The following is a 25,569-nucleotide window of genomic DNA, read 5'->3' on the forward strand; positions in this document are numbered from 1 at the left end:
ACCTCCTGAGCGTTAGAATGACCCAAATGGACTTCTCCTCATTCAGATCGGATCGTTTTGTCACAAAACCGGCTCCCATTTCGACTCATATGTAAACAAACATAAACGGAGGATGAGGAGTATGAAAAATTACGATGCTGCCGTCATTGGCGGAGGGCTTGCAGGATTGATCGTGGCGATAGATTTGGCTGAAGGAGGGAGGTCCGTTGCCGTCCTGGAAAGGTCTGACCGGATGGGAGGGCGTGCAATCACCGTCAACAAGAACGGCGCCTTGTTTAACTTGGGCGGGCACGCGCTGTACCGGGGCGGTGAAGCTTATCAGATTTTGCACTCCTACGGGTTGAAACTGTCCGGTAAAAAACCGTCAGTAAAAGGTTTGGCCATCTGGGGCGATAAAGTGATGCCGATGCCGGGCGATGCTGCAGGCATGCTGAGCTCTCCACTTTTAACATGGTCAGGGAAGATGGAGCTTATGGGACTGATGCTCAAAATCTACAAAACGCACGCGGACCAATTGCCCCTCATGAGCCTGCGTGATTGGGCGGAGAAGGAAATACGCGACCCCATGGTGAGGCATGTTTTTTACTCGCTTTGCCGCACCTCCACCTATGTTCACGACCCTGACTATCAGTCGGCAGGTCCCGTACTGCTTCAGGTGCAGCGAGCGTTGAAAAGCGGTGTGCTGTACCTTGATGGGGGATGGCAGACGATCGTGGAGCAGCTTCGTGAGAAAGCCATCCGATTGGGAGTGGACCTTCTCGCTAACAAAAATGTGGTGGAAATACAGCAAGAAGAAGGCTGCGTACGCCGGCTTCGATTTGCTGACGACTCTACATTAAGCATCTCGCATGTCATCAGCACGCTTTCCCCGTCCGATACGTTCCGGCTCACACGGGGAGCGGAGCATACCGTATTGCGCAGATGGAAGGACGAAGCACGGCCGGCTATGGCAGCTTGTCTCGACCTCGGGCTTCGGAGACTGCCCGTGCCCGACCGGAATTTCGCTTTAGGCATTGATCAGCCGGTGTTTTTCACCAACCATTCCAGAGCGGCGAAGCTTAGCGACAACGGGACGCTCGTGATCCATTTAATGAAATACAACGGTCCTGGAGAAAGCGACCCGAAGGCGGATCTTAGTCTGCTGGAACAAACGATGACGCGTCTGCACCCCGGATGGGAACAAGAAGTCGTCGCCCGGCAGTATTTGCCCAATATTGCCGTTGTGCATGATTATGTACACCTCGGCCGGTCGGTGCCGTCCATCGGCCCGTCGGTCCCGGAAATCCAAGGGCTGTATGTAGCAGGAGATTGGGTCAGCCATGGAGAAATGTTGGCGGATGCGGCTGCTGCCAGCGGCAGAAGAGCGGCTCGTGAAATGATGCAGAACCTTGTTACGCGGGAACCGGCGGTTCTGGCAGCGCGATAGACGGTTAACTTCAAAGGGAGGGTGTCATTTTTGGAGCGTGTTCATTCTGACCGGTCGGAGCAATTATACCAATTATATAAGCCGCTGTTGTTCTCTTTGGCGTATCGCATGTTGGGAAGCGTGTCGGATGCGGAGGATATCGTTCAGGAAGCCTTTCTGTCGTGGAGCGAAAGAAGGCCGGAAACCGTTCTGAACGAGAAAGCCTATCTGTGCAAAATGGTGACGAACCGCTGTGTGGACCGTCTTCGTTCACCCGGCAAGCAACGAGAGGTCTATGTGGGACCTTGGCTGCCTGAACCTCTGATTACGGAGGCGTTGGATTCCGATTCACCTTCCGGAGCCTATCTGCAAAAAGAATCCCTCTCCACCGCATATCTGCTTCTGCTTCAGCAGCTTTCCTGGGTAGAGAGGGCGGTATTTATCCTGCGTGAGGTGCTGCAATATGAATACGATGAAATCGCTGAAATCGTCGACAAAAGCAGCAGCAACTGCCGACAAATCTTTCATCGGGCGAAGCGTTCTGTCAGCGGTCTAAGTGGGATGGCCGATACGGTGCCGCTGAAATCGGAATCGTTGAAAGCGTTGATTGAGCAATTTATTCACGCTGTTGCATCCGGCAACACCGGTCAACTCATGAACTTACTGAAAGCAGACGTGTCGATGCATTCCGATGGGGGTGGCAAAGTTACGGCAGCAGTACGCCCGATCCTGGGAGCCGATCGTGTGATCGCGTTCTTGATGGGGATTGCCTCCAAGGCGCCTGCTGATATGTCTTTCCGAATACAGATGGTTAACGGAAATCCGGGGATCGTGAGTTACATCGGAGAACAACCGTCAAGTGTAATTACTTTTCGCATGGAGAACGATCGGATCGCAGAAATCTACATCGTGGTCAATCCGGATAAGCTGAAGCATTTACCTCAGCGCTAATAGAGAAATGAACAAATCGGGTTGTGCTGTGGGGTCTTATGAGGCCGCATGGCTCAACCCCTTTTTTGTAAATTAGAAGATATAGTTCTCAAGTGATGAAGGCGAACACTGGTTATACCCAGCCTTTATTGCGTTTGCGGGATTTTAACACGTTCTAATAACGCTCGAGCAGCAGTGTAACACCACAGAACGTGCTGTTAGTGTTAGGCAAATTGGAGTTGAGCCATCCTGTCAGAGGTAATGTCACAATCTTAGCCTGAGAGGTCACTAAGTTGGTAGTCCAGCACCTTTCCTGTTCTTTACAATACATACATGAACCGTAGGACAACGCTGTGAACGGTCAGCTCTTACGGTAACTATCACAAGTTTGGTAAATAAGAAGGGAGTTACAACATGAACAAGAATAAGACATGGATTCTCGCGCTTTGCGTCATGCTCGCCATGATGGCTTTGACTGCTTGCGGCGGCGGCAACGGAAACGGCAATGCCGAATCTTCCGCTCCCGCTTCCCCGAGCGTAGACGCTTCTTCTGAACCTAGCGACGCTTCCGGCATGCCGGAAAAACCGGAAGAGCTGGTCATCTGGCCGGACGCTTCCGAGGACAAAGTAGCCATTATTGAAGAAATCACTAAGAAGTACACAGAAAAAACCGGTATCAAAGTTACGCTTACCCCGCTGGCCATGAACGACCAGCCGGAAGCGCTTAGCCTCGACGGTCCTGCAGGCAATGGTCCCGACCTGTTCTATCAGCCGGGTATCGGGAACCTTGTGGTGAAAGGTCTTGTTCAACCGCTGAAGACGACAGATGCGGTTCTTGACACGTATACACCAGAATCTCTTCAAGCTCTAAGTCAAGACGGACAGTTGTACGGTCTGCCTCTTGTAACCGAAACGTATGCCATGTTCTATAACAAAAAGCTTCTACCGGAAGCTCCGAAGACGATTGCGGATCTCGAGAAAATCGCGCAAGAGAGAACGAACGCCAAGAAACAAGAATACGGCTTCCTCTTTGAAGCGACGAACTTCTACTTCGCCTGGTCTTTACTTGGAGGCAACGGCGGTTACATCTTCAAACAAGATGACCAAGGCAAATATGACATTAACGATATTGGCTTGAACAAAGAAGGAACCGTTAAAGGCGCCAAACTGATTCAAAGCTGGTTCGACAAAGGATACCTTCCAAAAGGCATCAACGGCGACATCGTCGGCGGATTGTTCGGGGAAGGCAAAGTTGGGGCTGTTATCAATGGTCCGTGGGCGATCAACGACTACAAGAAAACGCTCGGAGACGATCTGGGGATAGCTCCGCTGCCGACGCTGGAAGATGGCGCTCACCCAACCTCCTTCATCGGAGTCAAAGGCTGGATGCTCTCCAAGTTCTCGAAACATCCGGAATGGGCAGCCGATTTGGCGGCATTCATTACTAACGAACAAAACGCTATGGCCTTTTTCAAAGGCACTGGAGAAGTTCCGCCGGTCAAAAACGTGCTGAACAATCCGGACTTGACAAACGACCCGCTCGTAGCCGGATTCTCCGCACAAATCCAATACGGACAACCGTTCCCGACGGTTCCTGAGCTTGACCATGTGTGGGATCCAATGGCCAACGCACTAACCTTCGTGATGGAAGGTAAAGACGTTCAAACTTCGCTTGACGACGCCGTTCGCATGATTCAAGACAAGATGAAAATGGCTGGAGCAAAATAATTAATCAAATGAAAAGAAAAGGGGCTCCTGCAGTCCCTTTTCCTCTTTCAATATAAAGAGCTGGAAGGTGAGAACGCATGCAGACGAAGACCACAAGCGGTACTCAGGCAGGTACATCCAAAACCGCAGTTGCGGCTGTACTGTCTCTTGTTCCCGGTCTAGGTCAGCTTTACAACCGAAGATACATTAAAGGCGCTTTATTTTTGTTTTTCGCGGGGTGTCAGGGATTCGCGCTGATTCCACCTATTATTAACGGATTAATTGGATTGGTTACTCTGGGCGATGTTCCCGAGGTGGACGATTCTCGTACTCTGTTGGTCGAAGGGATATTGTCCGTCATTATCCTGGGAATCCTGCTTTTGTTATACGGGTGGAATATCTCGGACGCTTACAAGGACGCCAAAAAACGAGAAAAAGGGATAAGGACCCCGTCCGTCCGGCGGGCGTTCCAAGACAGCTGGGAGCACGGGTTCCCATATTTCGTAGTCGTTCCGAGCTTTATCATGCTCGCTATGATCGTCATTTTCCCGCTGGTGTTCATGATTAGTCTAGCTTTCACCAATTACAACCTGTACAACTCTCCCCCGGTCCACTTGCTGGATTGGGTGGGCGTAGCCAACTTTAAGGAATTGTTTACCGAACCTTTGTGGAGCAAGAGTCTTCTGTCCGTTCTTTCCTGGACCGTCATCTGGACGCTTATAGCAACGTCCCTTGAGATCGGTCTGGCGCTGCTGTTAGCGGTAATGATTAACGATAAAAGGGTTCGGTTTACAAAACTGATCCGGACCTTGTTCATCCTACCGTGGGCGATTCCTTCGTTCATGACAATTCTCGTATTCGCAGCAATGTTCAACGATACGTTCGGAGCGATCAATCGGGACATTTTCTCCCATTTCGGGACTTCCATACCTTGCTTTCGGACCCTACGTGGACACGCGTCGCCATCATCGCCATTCAAATGTGGCTCGGTTTCCCTTATGTCTTCACACTGTTCACCGGTGTGCTGCAAAGCATTACGAAGGATTGGTACGAGGCGGCGGAGGTTGACGGGGGTACCCGCTGGCACAAGTTCCGGTATATCACGCTGCCGCATCTTATGTACGCGACGGCGCCGCTGCTAATCATGCAATTTGCGCAGAACTTCAACAACTTCAACATCATTTATTTGTTCAACAAAGGCGGTCCGCCGGTTCCGGGACAGAACTCCGGAGCAACCGACATTCTTATTTCCTGGGTGTACAGCTTGACGTTCAAAGAGAACAACTACAAGATGGCTGCCGCCATTTCAATTGTAATGGGGATTGTGGTAGCGCTGTTTGCTTTCTATCAATTCCGCAGAACCCGCTCTTTCCGAGAGGAGGACATGTATTAAGATGGGTCGATCATTAAAATCGAAGCTGGAAGTGTCAGGCATCTACCTGATCGTTCTGATCATGTTCATCGTCATTCTGTATCCTCTTCTATGGGCGATTAGCATTTCGCTTAATCCCGGCACCAGCATGTTCAGCGCCAAAATGATTCCGGACAATTTATCGCTGGAGCATTACAAGTGGCTGTTCACGAATCCTCGAAGCGATTATGGGCTTTGGTACAAAAATACGCTGATTGTCGCATCCATAACATCGATCTCTGCGGTCTCTTTGGTTTCGATGGTCGCTTTCGTGTTTTCGCGTTACAAATTCATCGGGCGCAAGTACGGAATCTATACGTTCCTGATGTTGCAGATGTTCCCGGTGCTTATGGGTATGGTGGCCATCTATTTGCTGCTTAATATGGTTAATCTGCTAGATACGTTCACCGGGTTAATCCTGATCTACGTTATCGGAGGGCTTCCGATGAACGTTTTTCTGGTCAAGGGCTATATGGATACGATTCCTAGAGACTTGGACGAATCCGCCAAAATGGACGGAGCCGGCCACTTTACGATATTCTCTCGTATTCTGTTGCCGCTGTCCCGGCCCATTCTGGCCGTCGTCGGCTTGTTTACGTTCATGGCTCCATTCATGGACTTTCTTACGCCGAGAATCATAATCCGCAGCCCTGAGAAGTTTACGCTGGCGCTTGGACTGTACAACTTTATCAACGACAAGTTCGGCAATAACTTTACGATCTTTGCGGCGGGCACAATTCTGATCGCTATACCGATTGCCACGGTCTTCCTGTTCCTGCAGCGGCATCTCATTTCCGGATTGGCAGATGGGGCAACGAAAGGTTAATCGTGCCATAGCAGCGATATTACGAAAGCTGGAGGTGAGTTACTCTTGGATAACAGTTTGGCAATTCATCCTGATAAATTTGCCGGTTCGACAACCGAACGGTATTTTGATATCGGTTCGATGCGTTCTTTTGCGAGCAACGGCAACGAGTATCAATTTCAATGTGCAGGCGGTGCAGTGTCGATAGTGTTCTATGATGAGACAACGGTCCGGGTGGTCATGAATCCGTTCGGTGACCCGGACTTGTCCTCTAATCGGCATGTATTGGTACGGGAACCACAGCTTGTAAGCACCGAGCTCCTGGAGGAGGACGATACGATCCTAATCCGCTCGGCGCGGCTAACTGTCACAGTCCGCAAAAATCCGCTGCGTCTGTCGTTCATCGACGAGCTGACGGGCCGGAAGCTTCTTGCCGAAGGTGAGCGGGGCATGATGTATACCGCAAAGGGCCAGGTCGTGAGCTTTAAGGAACTAGCGAAGCAAGACCGATTCTATGGGTTCGGAGAGAAAGCCGGTTTTCTCGAGAAGCGGGGCGAGCGTATGACAATGTGGAACACAGACGTCTATGCTCCCCATAATCCGGAGACGGATCCTCTTTATGTGTCCATCCCGTTTTATATGACGCTTCGGGACGGTCAGGCATTCGGTTTGTTTTTCTTCAACACCTTTAAATCCGTGTTTAACTTGACAGGGGAGAAGGATTATTATTTCGGAGCCGAGGGCGGACAACTCGATTATTTCGTGTTTGCGGGCCCGACGCCCAAAGAGGTGACGGCCCAATACACAGCGCTGACAGGACGTGCGCCGTTGCCGCCGAAATGGGTTCTGGGTTATCACCAATCCCGTTATAGCTACGAGTCGGAAGAAGAAGTCCGGCAGCTTGTCAATCAATTCCGGGACAAGCAAATCCCGCTCAGCGCTATTTACTTGGATATTCATTACATGAACGGTTATCGGGTGTTTACCTTTGACAAAAACCGGTTTCCTGACCCGGAAGCTGATTCGGGAGCTGAAAGAGCAGGGTATCCACGTCGTGCCGATCGTCGATCCGGGAGTCAAGTCCGATCCTGAATACCGGGTTTTTCAGGAGGGTGTCAAGGAAGGGATGTTCTGTCAGTATATCGACGGAACGCCTTTCTACGGGCAGGTCTGGCCGGAAAAGAGCGCGTTCCCTGATTTTACGGACGATAGCGTTCGCCGCTGGTGGGGACAACAGCATTCGTTCTATACGGACAAAGGCATCGAAGGCGTCTGGAACGATATGAACGAGCCTTCCGTATTTAACGAATCCAAGACGATGGATCTGGAAGTCGTGCACAAGGGTGACGGCTGTCCGGCGACGCATCGGGAGCTTCACAATTTGTACGGCTTTATGATGTCTAAGGCGACTTATGAAGGGCTGCAAGGGAAGCTTGATGGCAAAAGGCCTTTCGTGCTGACCCGTGCTGGCTATGCGGGAATCCAAAGATACGCGGCCGTATGGACTGGAGATAACCGAAGCTTCTGGGAACACCTGGAGATGTCCATACCGATGTGCCTTAACCTGGGCCTATCCGGGGTTCCGCTCTGCGGCGCCGATGTCGGCGGATTTGCGCACGATTCGAACGGTCAGCTGCTGGTGCGGTGGACACAGCTTGGATCGATGATGCCTTATTTCAGGAATCACAGTGAGATGAAGTCTATCCGTCAGGAGCCTTGGGCGTTCGGACCGGAAGCCGAAGCGCTCGTTGCTGAATACATTCGGTTCCGCTATCGGTGGCTCCCGTATTTGTATGCTTTGTTCGCGGAGGCTGCCCGGACGGGCTTGCCGGTAATGCGTCCGTTGTTCATGGAGTATCCGGACGATCCTCGGACCTATTCGTTGTCCGATCAATTCCTGCTCGGTTCCGACGTCTTAGTGGCACCGGTCGTGCGTCCGGACACCGATCTGAGACTCATTTATTTCCCAGAAGGGAACTGGGTCAACTATTGGACAGACGAATGGGTTAAGGGCGGGAAGCACCATGTAGTTGACGCTCCTCTCGATATCCTGCCGATGTTCCTTAAAGAAGGCGCCATCCTGCCTCATGCTCCAGCCGGCGCCGAGAACGGCGACGAGCTGTCCGTCCATCTTTATCCGGCATCCGGACACTCTTCGGTCCAAGTACTGTATGAGGACGATGGGTCGACGTTCGGCTTTGAGCGAGGAGAAGTATATGAAGAGGAAATCCGAATGGCTATGGATCCGGAAGGAAAACAGTTGGACATCGATTCGACGATTGTGAGTAAGGGATATGCCCCGGTTTGGAACAAGAAACGATTCATCATTCACTATGGAGGCGAATTACACGTGAAATGGAACGGGAAGCCGGTGGAGCTGTCTGCAGTTCCGGGGTCTCAGATCCGAAGTTGGTTTGAAGTTTAGACGACGATAGGGAGGTTTGGGGAATGCTTCGCATCCGAAGATTGCTCTTATTCTGTTTAATGATTATCGTTGCACTGCCGTCGATTTCCGTCTTCGCGGGTCCGGAGGAAGCCGGCGCCGGACAAGCTTCCGATTCCACTGGAGAATTCGTCCGTATTAAGAATCAGTGGAAAGGAACGTATCTCTATGAAACGGAAGGCAAAGTCCGTTACGGCTTTCCTGCGATCAATGACGTGTCCGCCCAATGGCAGATAGAAGAACATAACGGCTACAAGCGAATCAAGAATCGGGCGACCGGCCATTACCTGCACATGCAGAACGAGATTGAGCCGGAGCATATTACGGATCCGGCGGAAAGTACCGCCGTGGAGGAGGGCTGGACGAGCGACCGCTGGACCATTCAAGACGCGGCCGGACAGCCGAGTTACGTCAACGTAACAAGTGTCGATTACCCCGGTAGGCTGCTGAATGTACAGGTTCAGAACGGCTATGCTCAGGTTAATAACTGGGCGCAGCCGGGATGGGGAAGCGCGTTGTGGCTGTTGGAGCCAGCTTCCGAACAGGAGCCGGTGCGCCTCGTGAATTCATGGAAGGGAACCGCCCTTTACGAAGAAGCGGGGACAGTGAAAGATGGCTCCCCAGCTGTGAACGATCCCGCCTCTCATTGGTATATTGAGGAATGGAACGGCAACAAACGGATCAAGAACCGAGCGACCGGCCACTATCTGCATATGCAGAACGTGATAGCTCCGGAGCGTATGACGGATCCGGCGGAAAGCTCTGTCGTGGAAGATAGCTGGACGAGCGCCCAATGGCGCATCCAGGATGCCGCGGGCAACCCCGGGCATGTCAATATCGTCAGTGTCGATTATCCCGACCGGCTTCTGAACGTACAGCTTCAGAACGGCTTTGCTCAAGTGAATAATTGGGCGCAGCGAGCTGGGGCAGCGCGGTATGGAAACTTGCTCCGGCTGGAGACACGGGGCCTAAGCGTATGAAAAACCAATGGACGGGCGCTTACCTCTTCGAAGAGGACGGTAAGGTGAAGTACGGCGAACCGAGGTACACCGATCCGGCTTCCCAGTGGATCGCCGAGGATTCGGGAAATGAAGTTCGGCTGCGCAATACGTCAACCGGCCATTATGTAACGACAGTGGATCATGTCGGGGGCAGTCCGGCGGAGAGCACGGCGGTTCCTGACGTTACGGCTGCGGCCTCCCGTTGGAAGATGGCGCCGGCTATTAACGGTGAGGGTAATGCTGTTGTCGATTATGTGACGTTCCAGAGCGCCGAGAATTCGGCGAGTTTCTTGAATGTACAGAGCCAGGACGGTTATGCCCACGGTAACAATTGGGCTCAACCGGCATGGGGCAGCGTGCAATGGAAGCTTGAAGATCCGGCTGCGCCGTCCGAGGAACCGGAAGATCCGCTCTCCCCATACATCCGCATCAAGAACAACTGGCTTCAGCTGTACTTATATGAAGAGGATGGCAAGGTTAAGTATGGGAATGCCAAAGCGGACAACTTGAACGCTCATTGGCTGATTGAAGAAGAGGGCGGTAAGAAGCGGATTAAGAACCGGGGAACCGGTCATTATATGACGCTCGAAGGCGTTCAAGGTTCCCGCGACGCCATCCGTGCTTCGGACGTTGCCCAAGGCTCGGACTTGGCGGATTGGGTAATCGTGGAATATCAAGGGTTCAAACAAATTTACAGTGCGGCTGATGAGCAAGCAGATCCGACAAGCCGGCCGTTCATTCATGTGGAGAACAAGCTTAAGGTCGCACAATACGGCGTCGTGCCCCGAGATTGGGGTAGTCCCAAATGGGAGTTCGTTCCGGTCTCCCAATCGGAAGACGTGTCGTTCGTCCGCTTGAAAAACCGTTATCACGGAACGTATCTCTACGAACAGGACGGTAAGGTGAGCTACGGTTCGCCTGAGGAGAACGATTCGAAGTCCCATTGGGCCATCGAGACGGGGGCACAAGGGAAGCTGATCGTCAACAGGGCGACCGGGCATTTGATCACTAACGAGCATGTCGGCACCCATACGGATCCTGTGGAGAGCTTGGATCTTGACCGCACTTGGGGCAGCGTCCAATGGAGGGAGGAACCGGTATCAGGCACCGATTACAAGGTGTTTCGCAACGTCTGGAAGACGGATGCTGTCCTTCACGACGAGGATCAGACCGGATATGCCCAAGCAAGCAGCATTCCCGCCGATTGGCACAGCGCCCAATGGCTGGCTGAACCGGCGCCTGATCTTCCTGTGGAGCTGCCGCAGGGGAATATCCGCATCAAAAATAATGCGAACGGACAATACCTGTACGAGAACCGAAATAACGTCGTGCTTTACGGAACGCCGGGGACGGAAGACGGCACTTCTCACTGGCTGTTGGAAACCGAAGGCGGCGTTCAGAGGATCAAGAACCGCGCTACGGGAAATTACATGTCCATTGAGAATTTGAAAAGCTACCTGGAAACATCGTCCGACTCCGAGGTTGCCGGCGGAAAAGCGCATTGGCTCGTGGAAAAAGCTCCGTCCGGAGAGCACTTCCTTCTCAGAAGTGCCGCCGAGGGACATCAAGACGAGTACGTTCATGCGGAAGACAGCCAAGGATATCCCCAGTATGACCTTCGATCCGTTGAAAGCTCGGGGGTTCAATGGGCTTTCGAAGCCGCTCCGGAAACCTTTATTATTCCAGAGGAAGAAGACAAAGCGGAAGGGGGATCGATGCCGGTCTTTGCAGATACGAACTATATTCGCCTTAAGAACAAGGAAACGAACCAGTGGCTGGTCGTAAATGAAGGTAAGGTCGGCTTCAGAACCACATCTGTAAAGGATACATCTTCGCATTGGCTGTTGGAAGAAACGAACGGCCGCAAACGGCTGAAGAATAGGCAAAGTGAGCTTTACCTAACGGCCTCAGCTGACGGCAGTGTCTTGCTGACAACGGCAGGCCAAGAAGACGGCGCACAGTGGAAAGTCGGAGAAAATTCCGGATACCGAACGTTTACGAATGCGCATGTTTCCGATCACAGGTTGGTTTCGGACGGATCGGCGGTTCGGGTCATGCCTGCCTCTGAAACCTTTGCTGCCTCCCATTGGCTTGTTGAGGAAGTGCCGGGAGATGCGGTGTATGAAGCCGAATACGCCTTCTCTTCCGGCGGGGTCCGCACGGCTGCAGAGCGCCCGGGGTTCTCCGGCGACGGCTATGCCGATCATTTCGACGAAGCGGACGCACGGCTCATCTTCTCGGTTAATGCGCAGACAGCCGGATCCTACTCGGCAACTCTCTATTACGCCAATGAAGGAGCATCCAACGGGCGGCTTGCTCTGTACGTAAACGGCTTAAAGCAGAAGGCGATCCCGCTGCCGGAGAAAAAAGACGGCGGCTGGAAACAACGCTCGGTTCAATTGCCGCTGCGGGCGGGAATGAACACCGTGCTTTGGAGGCCGAACGAGGAATTTCCTTGCAAGCAGCTGTTGATAAGCTAGTCGTACATTCATCGGTCAAAAGAGCTCCCCGCGGGGTGACGCTTCCTTTCACAACTTACGAAGCGGAGTACGGGAAGACAAACGGCACGGTAATCGGACCCGACCGGAGTTACTATACGTTCGCGGCGGAGTCGTCGGGCCGTCAAGCGGTTCGGCTCAACCAAACCGGTGATTTCATCGAATTCCGCACAGCGGAAGCATCCAATTTCCTTGATCTTCGTTATATCATTCCGGACAGTGCGGATGGCAACGGCCTGGAGGCTACCCTAAGCTTATATGTCAACGGAGTGGATCGAGGCAATCTGGAGCTAAGCTCACGACATAGCTGGGTATACGGTAAATATCCGTGGTCCAATTCTCCGTCAGACGGTGACGCCCATCGATTCTATGACGAGATCCGCAGATTCATCGGAGAAATTCCTGCTGGAGCGACGATTCGCCTTCAGAAGGATGAAGATGATAAAGCTGCCTTCTATGTCGTCGACTTGGTGGAGCTGGAGCAAGCTCCCGACGCGTTCCCAAAACCTGAAGACTATGTCTCGGTGACGAAATACGGGGCTGTTGCCGATGACGGCAAGGACGATTCGGACGCGTTCAGGGAAGCCATCGCAGCGGCCCAAAAAGGGGCGTTCGAACTTTGGATTCCGGCCGGAACGTTCGACTTGAACCAAGGACCTCTCGACGTGAAAGAGGTCACCGTGCGCGGGGCCGGTATGTGGCATACGACGCTGAAAGGCGCCGGATTCATGGGGATCGGAAATCGGATTGGCGTGTACGATCTGGCAATTGACGTCAACGTAACCGCCCGACGCGACGAATTGCGCGAAGCGGCGTTTGACGGGACGTTCGGTACAGGTTCCACCTTCCAGCAGGTTTGGGTAGAACATGCCAAAGCAGGGATATGGAGCGTCCGGAGCGACGAAGGCGTGGTCACGGACGGCTTGTATGTCGGGGGTTTACGAATTCGGGACACCTATGCGGACGGCATCAACTTCTCGACAGGTACTAAAAATTCTATGGTCGAGCAAACCCATATCCGCAATTCCGGGGATGACAGCATTGCTGTGTGGTCAGCGGTTCCGGACAGAGTTTCCGATGAGGAGCCCGCACCGACGGCAACACCGTGCGTTACAATACGGTACAGCTTCCTTGGCTGGCCGACAACGTCGCCGTGTTCGGAGGCAAGGACAACAAAATCCAAGATAACGTATTAAGCGATACGGTCGGATTCGGAGCGGGCATCGCGATATCAACGCGGTTTAACCCTGCACCGTTTGCAGGCACCACAATCGTCGAGCGCAACACACTCATCCGGACCGGGGGCCGCGAGCCCAGTTGGAACCAGGATTTTGGCGCCATTTGGCTCTTTACTGGAGACAAGCCGATTAATGCAAATATCATCATCAAGAACAATGTCGTTACGGACAGCACGTATCAAGGGCTCTACATTAACGGTCCGTTCGGAATTAATCGAGATTCCGATCATCGCGTGACCATCCAAAATCTCGTGATCGACGGAACCGGCACGTGGGGCATACATGTCAACAGCAGCGTGACGGGAGCCGTTTACCTCGATCGAGTTATCGTGCGCAATACAAAAGTAGGCAAGCTGTTTAACGCTGTTGGACCCGCCTTCGAACTTCGAGAAGAAAGTGGCGGAGCAGATCCCGGGAACATGGGTGACAATGGAGGCCCCGTCACACAGGGTGATCGGTCCTAGGGAAGAAGCGGAGTAATTGAAAGAAATAATAGGCAGCGGTAGCTGGGCCGGCATGAAGTCTCAATGACTTTATGTCGGTTTTTTCCGCTTGAAAAGTCACTTAAATTACACTAAATGTAACGATATTAGCAGTCTATTTTCATTGAAATAGTTTATCATGAAGTTTGAAGAGGGTTGAGGCAGGGAGGGGACATAAGGTGAAGCGGGTATCCACAAAAAACAGCAGTTCTTGTCAGCACGACAATGTTGCTTGTACTCGCCATAGGGTGGTTGATCTACTCGGATGGACGGTACGATCCATATCCTTCTTCTCCCGCGTCGGATCGCAAGGAGACAAGCCATCCGGCCGACGACAAGCTTGTCATGATGTTTCCGTCCGGATCCGTTCCCAGAGATCTCCCTCTTGTACAAAAGGAGATAAATCGCTATTTATCGACCAAGATCGGAGCCCGCATTGAAATCAAGCTAGTGGAGCGGGGGGTTTGGGCAGAGAAGACCGGATTGATGTTCGCTTCGGGCGAACAGATTGATCTCCTCTTTGCGGCTGGTTGGATGAGATTCGCGGAAGAGGTCGCCAAGGGCCGATTCCTTCCGCTAGATGATTGGCTCAATCGTTACGGGAAGGATATCGTACAAACGCTTGACCCCTCTATCTTGGAAGCCGGGAAGATCAACGGAAAAGTATACGGAATCGAAACGAACAAAGAGTTTGCATCCAGTAAAGGAATTGTCGTACGCAAAGACTTGGCGGACAAATACGGAATCGATTTGTCCTCGATCCGTACGCTCGAAGACTTTGGACCCGTTTTCCAAAAGATTAAGGAAAATGAGCCGGATGTTATCCCGCTGCAGGCGCGGGCAGATCGAAGTCCTTTGACTTTCATGATGCAATACGGGTTGTTTGATTTGCTTGGCGACGGTCCGGGTGTATTGGAACGGGATGGAGATGGGATGAAAGTTGTTAATATGGAGGAAACCAAGGCGTTCCATCAATATGCTCAACTGATGTACGAGTGGAATAGGGCCGGTTACCTGAACCCAGACGCCTCCACGACTAAGGATACCGAATCCGAAGTGGTGAAAGCCGGCAAGGCGTTCGCGTATGCGGAATCGTTAAAACCTGGATTTGACATGCAAGCTTCCCGCGGTACGGGTATGCCTATGGTGACGGTGGAACTGACCCGTCCTTATACGACGACAGCTGATACGACGAGCGCCATGTTCGCCATTACCAAGAACGCCAAGCATCCTGAGAAGGCGATGATGTTTTTGAATTTGCTTTTCAAGGACAAATATTTGCTTAACTTGTTGAATTGGGGAATTGAAGGGACGCATTATGTCAAAAAATCCGATACCGTCATCAATTATCCTCCGGGCGTCGACGCGAGAAGCGTCGGCTATAACCTAAATCAATCCTGGATGTTCGGCAATCAACTGAACTCTTACTTATGGGCAAACGAAGATCCGCACCTGTGGGACGAATACCGACAGTTTAATGAAAACGCAGACAAGTCGAAAGCGCTCGGCTTTGTATTTAATCCGGACACAGTGAAGGCGGAGATTGCAGCCTGTATGTTGGTCAGCAAGGAATTTGCTCCTGCCCTTAATACCGGGGAGCAGGACCCGAGCGTCATCCTGCCTATGTATATAGATAGATTAAAGGCTGCAGGCGCCGACCAAATCATTCAAGAAAAGCAGCGGCAGCTGGAGGAGTGGCTCGTAAGCCGCGAGCACGCTGCAGGTGACAGAAGATGAAACAAGCTACGCTGCGGTCGAGACTGATCCTTGGTTTCGGAATCGTCACCATCCCACTGGTGATCTTGGTACTGTGGAACAATCTGTACGCGACGAAGGTCGTCCATTCACAGGTCGCCCAGTCTAACCAGAACTTGCTCACCGTGTATATGAACGATATAGATCAGGTGCTTGAGGAGATCGAGAATTACTTGTACAAGACGGCAGAGCAGGATCAGAGCCTCATCTCACTCGGTCAGTATAACAAGGATAGTTGGGAATATTACCTGTCCAAGACGCAGACTGTCAACGATCTCTTCCTGAATACCACTTATTACACTGCGGCTGATGTGCTTTTTGCCTATAGCGCTCGCCATGATGATTTGTTCATCGCTCAGCAGCAGTCGGTATCTTACGAAGAGAAGCAGTCGATACAGGACAAGCTGCGTGAGATTCTAACGGCGGATCCCGGGCAGTCTGCATACAGTACCCGTTGGAATATTGTTGAGCAGAATGGAGAGTTCGCTCTGGTCCGGATCGTGGGTACCGATTATCGTTCCTTCATCGGGGCTTGGATTGATTTGGGCCGGTTGATGCAACCCTTGCAAGTTCTGAATGAAGACGGCAAGGGCAAAGCTTTTCTCGTTTCCAAGGAAGGAGCGCCGCTCACGAAGCTCGAAGCCCCCATAATGAATGAGCTTAACAAAATAGGCCTTGAATCTTACTTGGCTGAAGGAATGGCTTCGTACAATATCGTCGAACTAACGGAGCCTTTTCTGCTCGTGGCTAACCCATCGCGGTTTGCGGATATGGATTTGATTCTGCTCGTTCCGGAGAGGTCTTTGCTGGAACGGCTCCCCTATTTTCAAATGCTTACGTATTGGGTCCCTGTGATTGCTTTTATCATGCTTATTCTTTACTTGATCTTTTTGCAAAGGTCTATTGTCACACCCATTCATGCTCTCATCAAAGGGATGAGGAAAATCCGATCCGGGGATCTGACCGTACGAATGGACGACAACCGTCTCCTGGAGTTTAACTCGATCAAAGAAACTTTCAACGGAATGGCTGAGCAAATTGAACATTTAAAAATCGACATTTACGAGGAGCATATTCGGACGCAAAAGGCGGAACTGAAGCATCTTCAGGCGCAAATTCATCCGCATTTTTTCATGAATTCGCTTAACATCGTGTATCATCTCGCTCAGATCCGAAACTATGACATCATTCAGAAGCTTGCGCTCCATCTGGTGCGATATTTCCGTTATACGACCCGAACTCAAGTGTCGACAATCACCATTAAAGAAGAAATGGAGCACATCTATCATTATCTTTCCATTCAAAAATATCGCTTCCCGAATAATCTGGAATACGAATTCGAGGTGGATCCAGAGCTAGAAGCGTGCGAGATTCCGCCTTTGATTGTTCAGCCGCTGGTTGAGAACGCCATGGTCCATGGCTTCACGATGTCCCAAGGGCTGCCGTTCCAAATCAAGGTTCGGGTATTTGCGGCAGAGGACGGACCGGATTCGGATCTTTTTATTGAAGCGATCGATAACGGAAGAGGTTTCGCGGAAGGGAAACTCGCCGAATTGACTGAGCAAGTGCATGCCGAAGAGCCTGGAGAAGGCGGTCATATCGGGCTCTGGAACGTGGCGAACCGATGCCGTCTCTATTACAAAACCGGTGTGAAGATGCAATTCGCGGATACGGAGCCTAAAGGCGCAACGGTTCAAATTCGACTGCCAAGACAGAAAGCTATCAGAAGGTGGGGGATATGATGCGGGTTCTTATCGTGGATGATGAAATATATGCCGTAAAGGGGCTTCTTTCCGGTATTCGCTGGGATATGATCGGGGTTGACGCCGTATTCGAGGCCTACCATCCCAGCATGGCTCAGCAAGTACTTCAGGAGCAGTCCATAGATATCATGATTTGCGACATCGAAATGCCGGGAAGCAGCGGTTTGGACTTGATGGTGTGGGTGCGCGACAACGGGTTGAATCTCGAAACCGTGGTACTCACTTGCCATTCCGAGTTTGCTTATGCCCAGAAAGCGTTGCAGCTAGGTGGGTGTGATTATTTGCTCAAGCCGGTCGTATATACGGAATTGGAGGAGGTTCTCCTTCGAGCGATTCGTAAAGTAGAAGAAAAGCGGAAAGCAAACTTAACGGACAAACAATATCAAAAATATGTTGGTTTGTGGAATCGGCAGCGGTCCGTGCTGATTGAGAGGTTTTGGCAGGATTTGCTTGATCGGCGGATCGCTGCGACCGAAGCTCGATAGAGGCGTCGTTGAATGCGTATGAAATAATGATAGGTCCTGTGGAAAAAGTCCGTCTGGTGCTCATAAGCGTTGAAAACTGGGAAAAGTTGCTTAGCGAACGGGATGAGGACATCATGGAATTCGCAATAAGGAAAGCGGCGGAAGAAATCATCTTAGCGGAGTTTACCGGGAATATAATTCAAGATCACCGCGGGAATTCGATTGTTCTATTGTATTGCGGCGAAAGAGCGGCGGAGGAGGAGAGGGTCCGGCAGGTTTGCACGGAATACATCGAAGCCTGCCGCCGCTATTTTTACTGCAAGATATCTTGCTATGTCGGAGAGACCGTGCCGATTACGGATGTCATGAATCCTTATTTGGTGTTGCTGGATGCGGAATACCGCAATGTCAGCCGCACCGGAGAAGTCATTATGTGCCGAAATGTCCGGTCGTCGGCCCCATCCCTCACCTCAATCGTGCTGGATTCGCTTCATGAATGGTCGGATTGGATCGAACACGGAAATCAAGAGGAACTGCTCGCGGAACTCGATTCCCGACTCCGATCGATCTCCGCCGATCAGCTGACCGTAGAAACCTTAACCGCTCTCTACCATGCGTTTCTACAATGTATCTATTACGTGCTGCACCGGAAAGGCCTAACTGCTTCACATTTGTATCAGGGCCGGGATTGGCCCGATGCGGCGGCGGTTACCAAGTCAGTGGAACATTTCAGGCGGTGGGCGGCAAATGCGGTCTCATCCGTCATTTCGTTATTGTTTACCCAAAACAGCTTGAGTCCGATCGTTCAGAAATTGAAAAATTATATTTCGGAGCACCTGGATCAAGAGCTGAGCAGGGAAGAGCTGGCGGCTTATGTTTTTTTGAATCCGGCTTATTTATCCCGTTTGTTCCGCAAGGAAACGGGAATGGTACTGACCAATTATATTCTCCACGAAAAAATGAGCAAAGCCGCCGACTTACTCGCCTCCACTGATCAAAGTATAAGCGAGATCGCCGATGGCCTGGGGTACTGCAACTTTTCCTATTTTGCCCGGCTGTTCCGTAAGGTACACGGGGTGACGCCGCACGATTATCGCAAATCACTCAGGAAGACTCAAATGCAATAACTATAGATCGGCCAATCGATACCCCAAACCCCGTACGGTCGCGATATAAAGAGGCTCTTTCGGGTCGTCGCCCAGCTTTTGCCGCAAGCTTCGGATATGCACATCCACCGCGTTGCTGCCTCCGAAATTTTGCTCGCCCCACACTTGATTGATGAGGTTATCGCGGGAAAGCACTTTTCCTCCGGCGATCATTAAGGCGCGCAGAAGGTCGAATTCCGTTTTGGTCAGATCGATTCGTGAATTTCCGCGACTCACGGTCATGCGGTCCGCATCCAGCTGAATATCTTTGAATCTTAATATGTGGGGCTCTTCCGAAGGGGTCGGATACTTCGTGGAGAGCTCTTGAATTTTGGCGGTCAATTCCCCGGTTGAACAGGGCCAGATGACCCAGTCTTCATTCGGGAAAGGCACAGACGATTCATTCTTCACAAGAGCCAACACCGGAGCAGAACTGTGCACCGCAGAAACCGCGGAAGAAAAATGAGGCTCAGCCGTGCGATCTATAACAACAATGCTCCCCTGTACCATTTTCAACAAAGGATCATCAGCGTGATGGAGCAGCAGAACGTCATAACATTTAGCGGCGAGTTCAGCCACCAAGGAGCGCAGCGAAGCGGGGCGCGGGCTGATGATCAATATGCGATTCGTAATTTCACAATAGTCCGGGTTTTCCGAGACAAGAGGTTCCAACAGCTGGGTCTGCTCGTATCCCTGCATGAGCTCACTCTCCTTTTTTAGACTTATTCTAAATTAAAAGAGGCCGAGGGGCAATGTCGAAACCATGTCGATTGCCTTCTATTGTAATTATCAGCATAATGTACGATAGAGGTGATAAGCTTGCTTCGGACTTTAGCGGTAACGCAAAATGGCAAATTGCTTGAGAATATTTCGCTCCAAAATTTGACCGGGCCCGATATCAAGTGGTTTTGGGTGGACTTCGATTGTCCGTCGCCGGACGAGGTCGAGCTTCTCGACAGCTATTTTCATTTTCATCCGCTCGCCATTGAAGACTGTATGCATCTGCTGCAGCGGCCCAAAATCGATCACTATGATGAAACGCATTTTTTTGTGATCCATTCCCTTCACCCGGAAACGCTGAAAGCGGAGGAAATCGACTTTTTTCTAGGTCCGCGAGGAATCGTTACATTTCATTTGGCGCCGTCGCTGGAGATCGAAGAGGTGTGGAAGCAATTTCAAGAGGCTGCGATTTATCAGGAGAAGGATCACAACTATGTGGCTTACTCGCTTCTGGATAAGCTTGTTGACACTTACTTTCCGATTTTGTACCGCATCGAAGACGAGCTTAACGAGTTGGAAAGCGAAGGCGAAGTGAATGTCGACATTCAATCGATGACCGAGCAGGTGTACGATATTCGTGCAGAGCTGCTGCGTCTGCGGCGCACCGTTATTCCGACGCGGGATTTGCTGTACCGGATTCTCAGTTCAGACAAAATACCGGGTGTGAAGGAGCAGCATGCTTATTTTGCGGACATTCACGACCACCTCCTGAAGCTGACGGAGATGATCGAGTCCAATCGCGAGATGACAGCGGATTTGCGTGACAGCTACGACTCGCTGCGGTCCAACCGGATGAACGCGATTATGAAGACGCTGACCGTGATTACAACGATCTTCATGCCTTTAACTTTTATCGCGGGGATCTATGGCATGAACTTCGAATATATGCCGGAGCTCCACACGCATTGGGGTTATTACGGAGTGATGGGCGTTATGCTGGCAGTAGGCTTTGGGATGTACTTCTGGTTTAAACGCAAGGGATGGTTCGACTAGTACATATGAACGAATTAAGGGGAATCGCAATGAATCGTGATATACAGGAGTTTAAGTCCGAGTTTTTCAAGGCATTGGCTCATCCTCTGAGGATCCGCATACTTGAAGTGCTCAGTGAAGGGGACCGAAACGTCAATGAGATTCAAGCGATAATCGGCTCGGAAGGCTCCGCGGTATCGCAGCAATTGGCCGTCCTGAGAAATAAGAATGTCGTGAGCGGCACCAAGGACGGAACTTCGGTCGTATACTCTTTGCGGGATCCTCTCATTAAAGATCTGCTTAAGGTAGCGAAGCAAATTTTCGATAACCACTTGGTGGACGCCATTTCAATGCTTGAAAATATAAGAAAAGAATAGAACGATGCAAAAAACAAGGCTCCGTCAGCGAACAGCTGCCGGAGGTTTGTTTTTGTGGTTATATATGCCCGTTGACATCAAGCAAGGAAGGGGATTATATTTTCTATATATTCAAATAATCAAATATATGAAGATAGAAGGGGTACAATGAGGGGCAAGTGGATGGAGAGGTTCAAGGGCTGCAACGCCCGCACTCTTCGACGGGATCTTCTATCGGGTCTGATTGTTGGAATTATCGCCATTCCTTTGGGAATGGCTTTTGCTATTGCTTCGGGTGTGAATCCGCAATACGGAATATACACAACGATTATTGCAGGATTTCTAATTTCCCTGTTCGGCGGATCCAGGTTCCAGATCGGGGGACCGACAGGCGCTTTTGTTCCTGTTCTGCTGCTCATCGTAATGCAGTACGGTTTCGAAAACCTGCTTATCGCGGGCTTCATGGCAGGGATTATGCTCGTGCTGATGGGATTATTCAAGCTGGGGACGCTGATTAAATACATTCCGCGGCCCGTGACGCTCGGCTTTACCGCCGGAATCGCCGTAATCATATTCACAGGGCAGATCGGAAACTTTCTCGGACTCAGCGGTCTTACGAAACATGAGGACTTTCTGTCCAACATGAAAGAAATATTCGAACACCTGGGTACCGCAGACATTTACAGCTTAGTTACGGCGTTTGTATGCCTTGCTGCTATCACCATTTGCTCGCGATATGCACCCAAAATACCCGCCTCTTTGGCCGGTTTGACGGCTGCGACAATCGCTGCCGTGTTCTTTTTCCCCGGGCAAGTTGCCACCATTGGCTCTACTTACGGTGAAATATCCAGCACGCTCCCGGCGTTCGCGATACCCGATTTTTCACTGGAACGGATGCAACAGCTGCTGTATCCCGCTTTTATCATTGCGATGCTCGGCGGGATCGAATCGCTTTTGTCTGCGGTTGTCGCCGACGGGATGACCGGCAAACGCCATGACAGCAATCAGGAGCTGATCGGGCAAGGGATCGCGAATATCATAACGCCTTTGTTCGGCGGGATACCGGCAACCGGGGCGATTGCGCGTACCGCTACCAATATCAAAAGCGGCGCGGCAAGCCCTCTTTCCGGAATCGTTCACAGTATAGTCGTTCTTATTGTACTGCTTCTGTTCGCGCCTCTGGCTTCGCATATTCCGCTAGCCGGCATGGCGCCGGTTCTGATGGTTGTCGCATGGAACATGAGCGAAAGGAAAGAATTTGTGCGCGGGCTCCAAACAAGGACGACGGACTCTATCCTGCTCACGATTACGTTTCTGCTAACCGTATTGACCAATCTTACGACTGCGGTGGAAGTAGGCTTGGTAATGGCCGCCGTATTGTTCGTGAAACGGATGAGCGATATTGTAACTGTAGCAAAAGTGCTTCCGGACCCGGCTTCAAAGCATGAGAAGGTAGCTGCGCACATCGTGAATGAGGGGCGCGACTGTCCGCAAGTCCGTATTTTCACCGTTGAAGGGCCTTTATTCTTCGGAGCGGCAGCGCAATTCGAGCAGTTGATCCTGAATGCAGCCGACAATGGGCACCGCATTTTGCTGCTCCGAATGGGTAAGGTGCCATTCTTGGATATGACAGGGGAAGCTAATCTCGCTGCTGTCGTCCACGATTACAAGAAGCGGGGCGGCTGTGTGCTCATCTCGGGCATTCAGCCGCAGCCTCGGCAATTGCTGGAGCGGACAGGTTTGACAGCGGAAATCGGACATGATCACTTTTTTGAGCATACAGGGGAGGCTATTAACGCAGCGCTTGCCAGAGTGGAGAAACCTAAGTGTGCGGGCTGCAAGCATTTCGCGTTTCGTGAATGCTCCGTTTTATCCAAACCCGATTCTCCCAGACAAATGATGTACAGCGTGTAAGATAGCACTACCGAAAGGAGCTTGCGTATGCAGGCTCTTTTTCATGTAAAATAGAGGAATGCTTGAGAGAGATAACTCATACGGGAGTGTTGGATTATGGCCATAAAAGCTGTTGTGTTTGACTTTGACGGGACATTGATGGATACGGAGTCATGCGCGTATGACGCGTTTTGCGGAGTATATGAAGAATACGGACAGCAGCTGCTTCTGGAGCAGTGGGCTGTGGGGATCGGAACGGTCGGCGGGCAATACGACCCTTATGCGGAGCTGGAGAAGCTCGTTGGTGAAAAGCTGGACCTGGCTGCTGTAAAGGCGCGATTTGAGGAAGCGCACCATGAACATTTGACAAATGTAACGCTTCGCCCCGGCGTCAAAGAAAGATTGGAGGAAGCGCGGTGTCTCGGCTTGTCGATCGGGCTCGCTTCGAGCTCGGAGCGGGAATGGGTCGAGCGGCATTTGCGGCAGCAGGGGATACGGGATTATTTCGAGGCGGTTCATACCTCTGATGATGTGGAGCGGGTGAAGCCGGATCCGGCTTTGTACCGGCTTGCTCTGAAATCTTTGGATGCGCGAGGATCCGAGACGGTTGCCGTTGAGGATTCCGTGAATGGACTGCGCGCGGCGAAAGCGGCGGGGCTGTATGGCTTGGTGGTGCCCAACAGGGTCACCGCTCATATGAATTTCAGCGAAGCGGAACTGGTTGTTGCAAGCCTGGCCGATCAACCATTTGAACAATTATTTGCCCGTTTGAAACAAGACAATTAATACAGACACCGAGAGGAGCAGCCGCAGATGGATTGGGGAACAGGGGCGGGATTTCTGGCAGCTTCAGTCGCGTTGACGCTGATGCCGGGTCCGGACATTCTTTTTGTAATCAGTCAAAGTATTATCGGTTCGAGTAAAAAGGGCGCGGCCGTCGCGTTCGGATTATGTACGGGATTGCTTGTCCATATCTCGGCAGCCGCATTGGGTGTTTCCGCAATCGTATACGGGGCTCCCTTTGCTTTTGAAACGGTGAAAATTTTAGGCGCATTATATCTATTCTATTTGGCATGGCAATCATGGAGGTCGATTCATTCCCGGGTTTCCGGTCCGTCGCAGGAGTCGGGAGTCGGCGAAAGCACTTTGTTCAGGCTGTATAGACGAGGGATTCTGATGAATGTTCTGAACCCCAAGGTATCGCTGTTTTTCCTGGCATTTTTGCCTCAGTTCGTATCGGAGGACAAGGGAAGCGTGGCGTTGCAAATGATTCTGTTAGGCGGGCTGTTTCTGCTGCAGGCGCTTGTCATCTTTAACGTTGTTGCCTTCCTTGCGCACCGCATCGGGCAGCAATTTCTGCAGGGAGAAAAGGCCCGCCGGAGGACCGGATGGTTTCAAACTGCGCTGTACTTGGTGCTCGGAATGCAGCTGCTGTTGATTAGTCGCTGAAATTTGAAGTGCCGTCTTCATTCCCATCCGGAGATGGTTCGGCTCCTTCATTTACGGGCCGCCTCGGAGTATTGCTCATTTGCTGCTGCCGGAGTTTTTGTTTCTGCATCATCTGCATCTGCTTCTTCTGCATTTGCAGCATGGCGGCCTGCATCTTCTTCATTTCTTTAGCGACAGCCAGCTTAATCATTTTCTCCAGTTCTTTCGCAATTTTCGGATCCTTCAGAAGGGGGATCATGGCGTCAGCCATTTCACTGCGCAAAGCAGGCGATGATGTGATGCTGCGGAACGCCGCGATATTTTGTTTCAGGAATTCGGTTTTTAATTCAGCGTCGCCCAGGATGGACGATGTCGTATTTAACGAAAGTCTCCGGATTGCTTGTGAAGTTGCGGGATGTTGTTGCGCGAGAGCCTGTTCCTGTACATTTTGCTGTAAAAGCATGCTTCTAAGATCGGCGTTCTGCAATGCGTTATCCCTCGACTTCGTTTGCACCTTCATTAACCTTTGCAGCTTATCCGGATCCGAAGACATGACCTCGCTCATTCTAATGTTTAACCTAAGCAATCCGTCAGCCAGCTCAGGATCGTTCATGATCATTTGTTGTTCGGTCAGCGTGTTATCGAGTATGGAGTGCTTGGTATCCTCATCATCTTTCATCACATTGATCCGTCCGTCCGAAAAGGCCTTTTGAACGGATTCGTTCTGTGCCATTTTGTCTGTAGCGTCCTGCAAAGATTGTGTTTTCACTTCACCCTGTTTATTGCAGCCTGCCATTATGAATAACAAAGATATGGTGATAATCAGCATTCTTGTCATCGTCCGGCCTCCATTTGCGATTTTTCCTGTTTATAGTGACCCAGAGGATGAAGTGGTATGAATGTAAACTATTGGGCAATGCAGCCGAGCATAGTAGTGTAAGGCGGGTGAGCCGCCTTAGAGCGGTAAGAAGCGAGCGAATTTCCTAGTGTAAGGCGGCTCAGCCGCCTTAGAGCAGTAAGGAGCAAGCGAATTTCCTATTGTAAGGCGGTTCAGCCGACTTGCATTCCCAGAGTGCTGTTTTGTGAATAATTG

20 protein-coding genes and 2 pseudogenes are annotated in these 25,569 nt (G+C 51.3%); 20 read left to right on the top strand and 2 right to left on the bottom strand.

Going from position 1 to position 25,569, the window contains the following annotated elements:
- Positions 1-121: 121 nt before the first annotated feature.
- From SD71_RS07610 to SD71_RS07660, 15 genes and pseudogenes are all read left to right on the top strand, one after another.
- A complete protein-coding gene (locus tag SD71_RS07610; RefSeq protein WP_041061752.1) occupies positions 122-1,426 on the top strand; it encodes a phytoene desaturase family protein in 1,305 nt (434 codons plus the stop codon).
- A 30-nt stretch (positions 1,427-1,456) separates the two neighbouring features.
- The gene (locus SD71_RS07615; protein WP_041061754.1) at positions 1,457-2,356 is read left to right on the top strand and encodes an RNA polymerase sigma-70 factor; all 900 of its coding nucleotides are present in this window, start codon (positions 1,457-1,459) and stop codon (positions 2,354-2,356) included.
- 393 nt (positions 2,357-2,749) lie between these two features.
- Positions 2,750-4,063 (top strand): extracellular solute-binding protein, encoded by a 1,314-nt coding sequence (locus SD71_RS07620; protein WP_041061757.1) that lies wholly within the window; start codon positions 2,750-2,752, stop codon positions 4,061-4,063.
- Positions 4,064-4,140: 77 nt separating this feature from the next.
- Positions 4,141-5,435: pseudogene (locus SD71_RS07625) on the top strand (ABC transporter permease subunit).
- Position 5,436: 1 nt separating this feature from the next.
- Positions 5,437-6,279 (top strand): sugar ABC transporter permease, encoded by an 843-nt coding sequence (locus tag SD71_RS07630; protein WP_041061760.1) that lies wholly within the window; start codon positions 5,437-5,439, stop codon positions 6,277-6,279.
- A gap of 219 nt (positions 6,280-6,498) precedes the next feature.
- Positions 6,499-8,281, top strand: a pseudogene (locus tag SD71_RS07635) (TIM-barrel domain-containing protein); the annotation flags it as partial.
- A 33-nt stretch (positions 8,282-8,314) separates the two neighbouring features.
- On the top strand, positions 8,315-8,683 hold the full coding sequence (locus SD71_RS24795; protein WP_235427035.1) for a DUF5110 domain-containing protein: 369 nt from the start codon (positions 8,315-8,317) through the stop codon (positions 8,681-8,683).
- 23 nt (positions 8,684-8,706) lie between these two features.
- Entirely contained in the window at positions 8,707-9,681 is a 975-nt protein-coding gene (locus SD71_RS07640) for an RICIN domain-containing protein (protein WP_041061763.1), read from the top strand.
- Complete coding sequence (locus SD71_RS23510) at positions 9,678-12,182, top strand: carbohydrate-binding protein (RefSeq protein ID WP_052476063.1); 2,505 nt, start codon at positions 9,678-9,680, stop codon at positions 12,180-12,182. Before SD71_RS07640 ends, SD71_RS23510 begins: the two co-directional genes overlap by 4 nt.
- Positions 12,158-13,396: a glycosyl hydrolase family 28-related protein gene (locus tag SD71_RS07645; RefSeq protein ID WP_052476064.1), complete on the top strand. Its 1,239-nt coding sequence runs from the start codon at positions 12,158-12,160 to the stop codon at positions 13,394-13,396. The genes SD71_RS23510 and SD71_RS07645 overlap by 25 nt, the downstream gene beginning before the upstream one ends.
- Positions 13,306-13,902, top strand: a complete 597-nt coding sequence (locus SD71_RS23515) for a hypothetical protein (RefSeq protein WP_152619380.1) — start codon at positions 13,306-13,308, stop codon at positions 13,900-13,902. Before SD71_RS07645 ends, SD71_RS23515 begins: the two co-directional genes overlap by 91 nt.
- A 270-nt stretch (positions 13,903-14,172) precedes the next feature.
- Positions 14,173-15,657: an ABC transporter substrate-binding protein gene (locus SD71_RS07650; RefSeq protein ID WP_161793355.1), complete on the top strand. Its 1,485-nt coding sequence runs from the start codon at positions 14,173-14,175 to the stop codon at positions 15,655-15,657.
- A complete protein-coding gene (locus SD71_RS07655; RefSeq protein WP_041061770.1) occupies positions 15,654-17,417 on the top strand; it encodes a sensor histidine kinase in 1,764 nt (587 codons plus the stop codon). Before SD71_RS07650 ends, SD71_RS07655 begins: the two co-directional genes overlap by 4 nt.
- On the top strand, positions 17,414-17,923 hold the full coding sequence (locus tag SD71_RS22090; protein ID WP_052476066.1) for a response regulator: 510 nt from the start codon (positions 17,414-17,416) through the stop codon (positions 17,921-17,923). The genes SD71_RS07655 and SD71_RS22090 overlap by 4 nt, the downstream gene beginning before the upstream one ends.
- A 113-nt stretch (positions 17,924-18,036) precedes the next feature.
- Positions 18,037-19,029 carry a helix-turn-helix domain-containing protein gene (locus tag SD71_RS07660; RefSeq protein WP_161793356.1) on the top strand — a complete coding sequence of 331 codons (993 nt, stop codon included), beginning with the start codon at positions 18,037-18,039 and terminating at the stop codon, positions 19,027-19,029.
- Here SD71_RS07660 and SD71_RS07665 read toward each other — a convergent pair whose 3' ends face one another.
- A complete protein-coding gene (locus tag SD71_RS07665; protein WP_041061772.1) occupies positions 19,030-19,746 on the bottom strand; it encodes a winged helix-turn-helix domain-containing protein in 717 nt (238 codons plus the stop codon).
- 120 nt (positions 19,747-19,866) lie between these two features.
- Between SD71_RS07665 and corA the strand changes: the two genes are divergently transcribed.
- The 5 genes from corA to SD71_RS07690 all read left to right on the top strand — a co-directional run bounded on the left by corA (position 19,867) and on the right by SD71_RS07690 (position 24,497).
- Entirely contained in the window at positions 19,867-20,820 is a 954-nt protein-coding gene (corA, locus tag SD71_RS07670) for a magnesium/cobalt transporter CorA (protein ID WP_041061775.1), read from the top strand.
- Positions 20,821-20,849: 29 nt separating this feature from the next.
- On the top strand, positions 20,850-21,176 hold the full coding sequence (locus tag SD71_RS07675) for an ArsR/SmtB family transcription factor (RefSeq protein WP_041061778.1): 327 nt from the start codon (positions 20,850-20,852) through the stop codon (positions 21,174-21,176).
- 162 nt (positions 21,177-21,338) lie between these two features.
- Entirely contained in the window at positions 21,339-23,069 is a 1,731-nt protein-coding gene (locus SD71_RS07680; RefSeq protein WP_200889577.1) for a SulP family inorganic anion transporter, read from the top strand.
- Between the two features lie 96 nt (positions 23,070-23,165).
- Complete coding sequence (locus SD71_RS07685) at positions 23,166-23,834, top strand: HAD family hydrolase (protein ID WP_041061782.1); 669 nt, start codon at positions 23,166-23,168, stop codon at positions 23,832-23,834.
- Positions 23,835-23,861: 27 nt separating this feature from the next.
- Positions 23,862-24,497: a LysE family translocator gene (locus SD71_RS07690; RefSeq protein WP_041061784.1), complete on the top strand. Its 636-nt coding sequence runs from the start codon at positions 23,862-23,864 to the stop codon at positions 24,495-24,497.
- Here SD71_RS07690 and SD71_RS07695 read toward each other — a convergent pair.
- A complete protein-coding gene (locus tag SD71_RS07695; RefSeq protein WP_041061786.1) occupies positions 24,487-25,314 on the bottom strand; it encodes a hypothetical protein in 828 nt (275 codons plus the stop codon). The genes SD71_RS07690 and SD71_RS07695 overlap by 11 nt on opposite strands.
- Positions 25,315-25,569 lie beyond the last annotated feature (255 nt).

Origin of the sequence: Cohnella kolymensis (assembly GCF_000829465.1) — a bacterium.
Lineage (GTDB): Bacteria > Bacillota > Bacilli > Paenibacillales > Paenibacillaceae > Cohnella > Cohnella kolymensis.

Excerpts from the sequence above, each read along its gene's own strand:
- SD71_RS07630 (WP_041061760.1), top strand. The coding sequence starts at position 5,437 with ATGGGTCGATCATTAAAATCGAAGCTGGAAGTGTCAGGCATCTACCTG.
- SD71_RS22090 (WP_052476066.1), top strand. The coding sequence starts at position 17,414 with ATGATGCGGGTTCTTATCGTGGATGATGAAATATATGCCGTAAAGGGG.
- SD71_RS23510 (WP_052476063.1), top strand. The coding sequence starts at position 9,678 with ATGAAAAACCAATGGACGGGCGCTTACCTCTTCGAAGAGGACGGTAAG.
- SD71_RS07680 (WP_200889577.1), top strand. The coding sequence starts at position 21,339 with ATGGAGAGGTTCAAGGGCTGCAACGCCCGCACTCTTCGACGGGATCTT.
- SD71_RS07690 (WP_041061784.1), top strand. The coding sequence starts at position 23,862 with ATGGATTGGGGAACAGGGGCGGGATTTCTGGCAGCTTCAGTCGCGTTG.
- SD71_RS07610 (WP_041061752.1), top strand. The coding sequence starts at position 122 with ATGAAAAATTACGATGCTGCCGTCATTGGCGGAGGGCTTGCAGGATTG.
- SD71_RS07655 (WP_041061770.1), top strand. The coding sequence starts at position 15,654 with ATGAAACAAGCTACGCTGCGGTCGAGACTGATCCTTGGTTTCGGAATC.
- SD71_RS07685 (WP_041061782.1), top strand. The coding sequence starts at position 23,166 with ATGGCCATAAAAGCTGTTGTGTTTGACTTTGACGGGACATTGATGGAT.
- SD71_RS07620 (WP_041061757.1), top strand. The coding sequence starts at position 2,750 with ATGAACAAGAATAAGACATGGATTCTCGCGCTTTGCGTCATGCTCGCC.
- SD71_RS07660 (WP_161793356.1), top strand. The coding sequence starts at position 18,037 with ATGGAATTCGCAATAAGGAAAGCGGCGGAAGAAATCATCTTAGCGGAG.
- SD71_RS07665 (WP_041061772.1), bottom strand. The coding sequence starts at position 19,746 with ATGCAGGGATACGAGCAGACCCAGCTGTTGGAACCTCTTGTCTCGGAA.
- SD71_RS07695 (WP_041061786.1), bottom strand. The coding sequence starts at position 25,314 with ATGACAAGAATGCTGATTATCACCATATCTTTGTTATTCATAATGGCA.
- SD71_RS24795 (WP_235427035.1), top strand. The coding sequence starts at position 8,315 with ATGTTCCTTAAAGAAGGCGCCATCCTGCCTCATGCTCCAGCCGGCGCC.
- SD71_RS07675 (WP_041061778.1), top strand. The coding sequence starts at position 20,850 with ATGAATCGTGATATACAGGAGTTTAAGTCCGAGTTTTTCAAGGCATTG.
- SD71_RS07640 (WP_041061763.1), top strand. The coding sequence starts at position 8,707 with ATGCTTCGCATCCGAAGATTGCTCTTATTCTGTTTAATGATTATCGTT.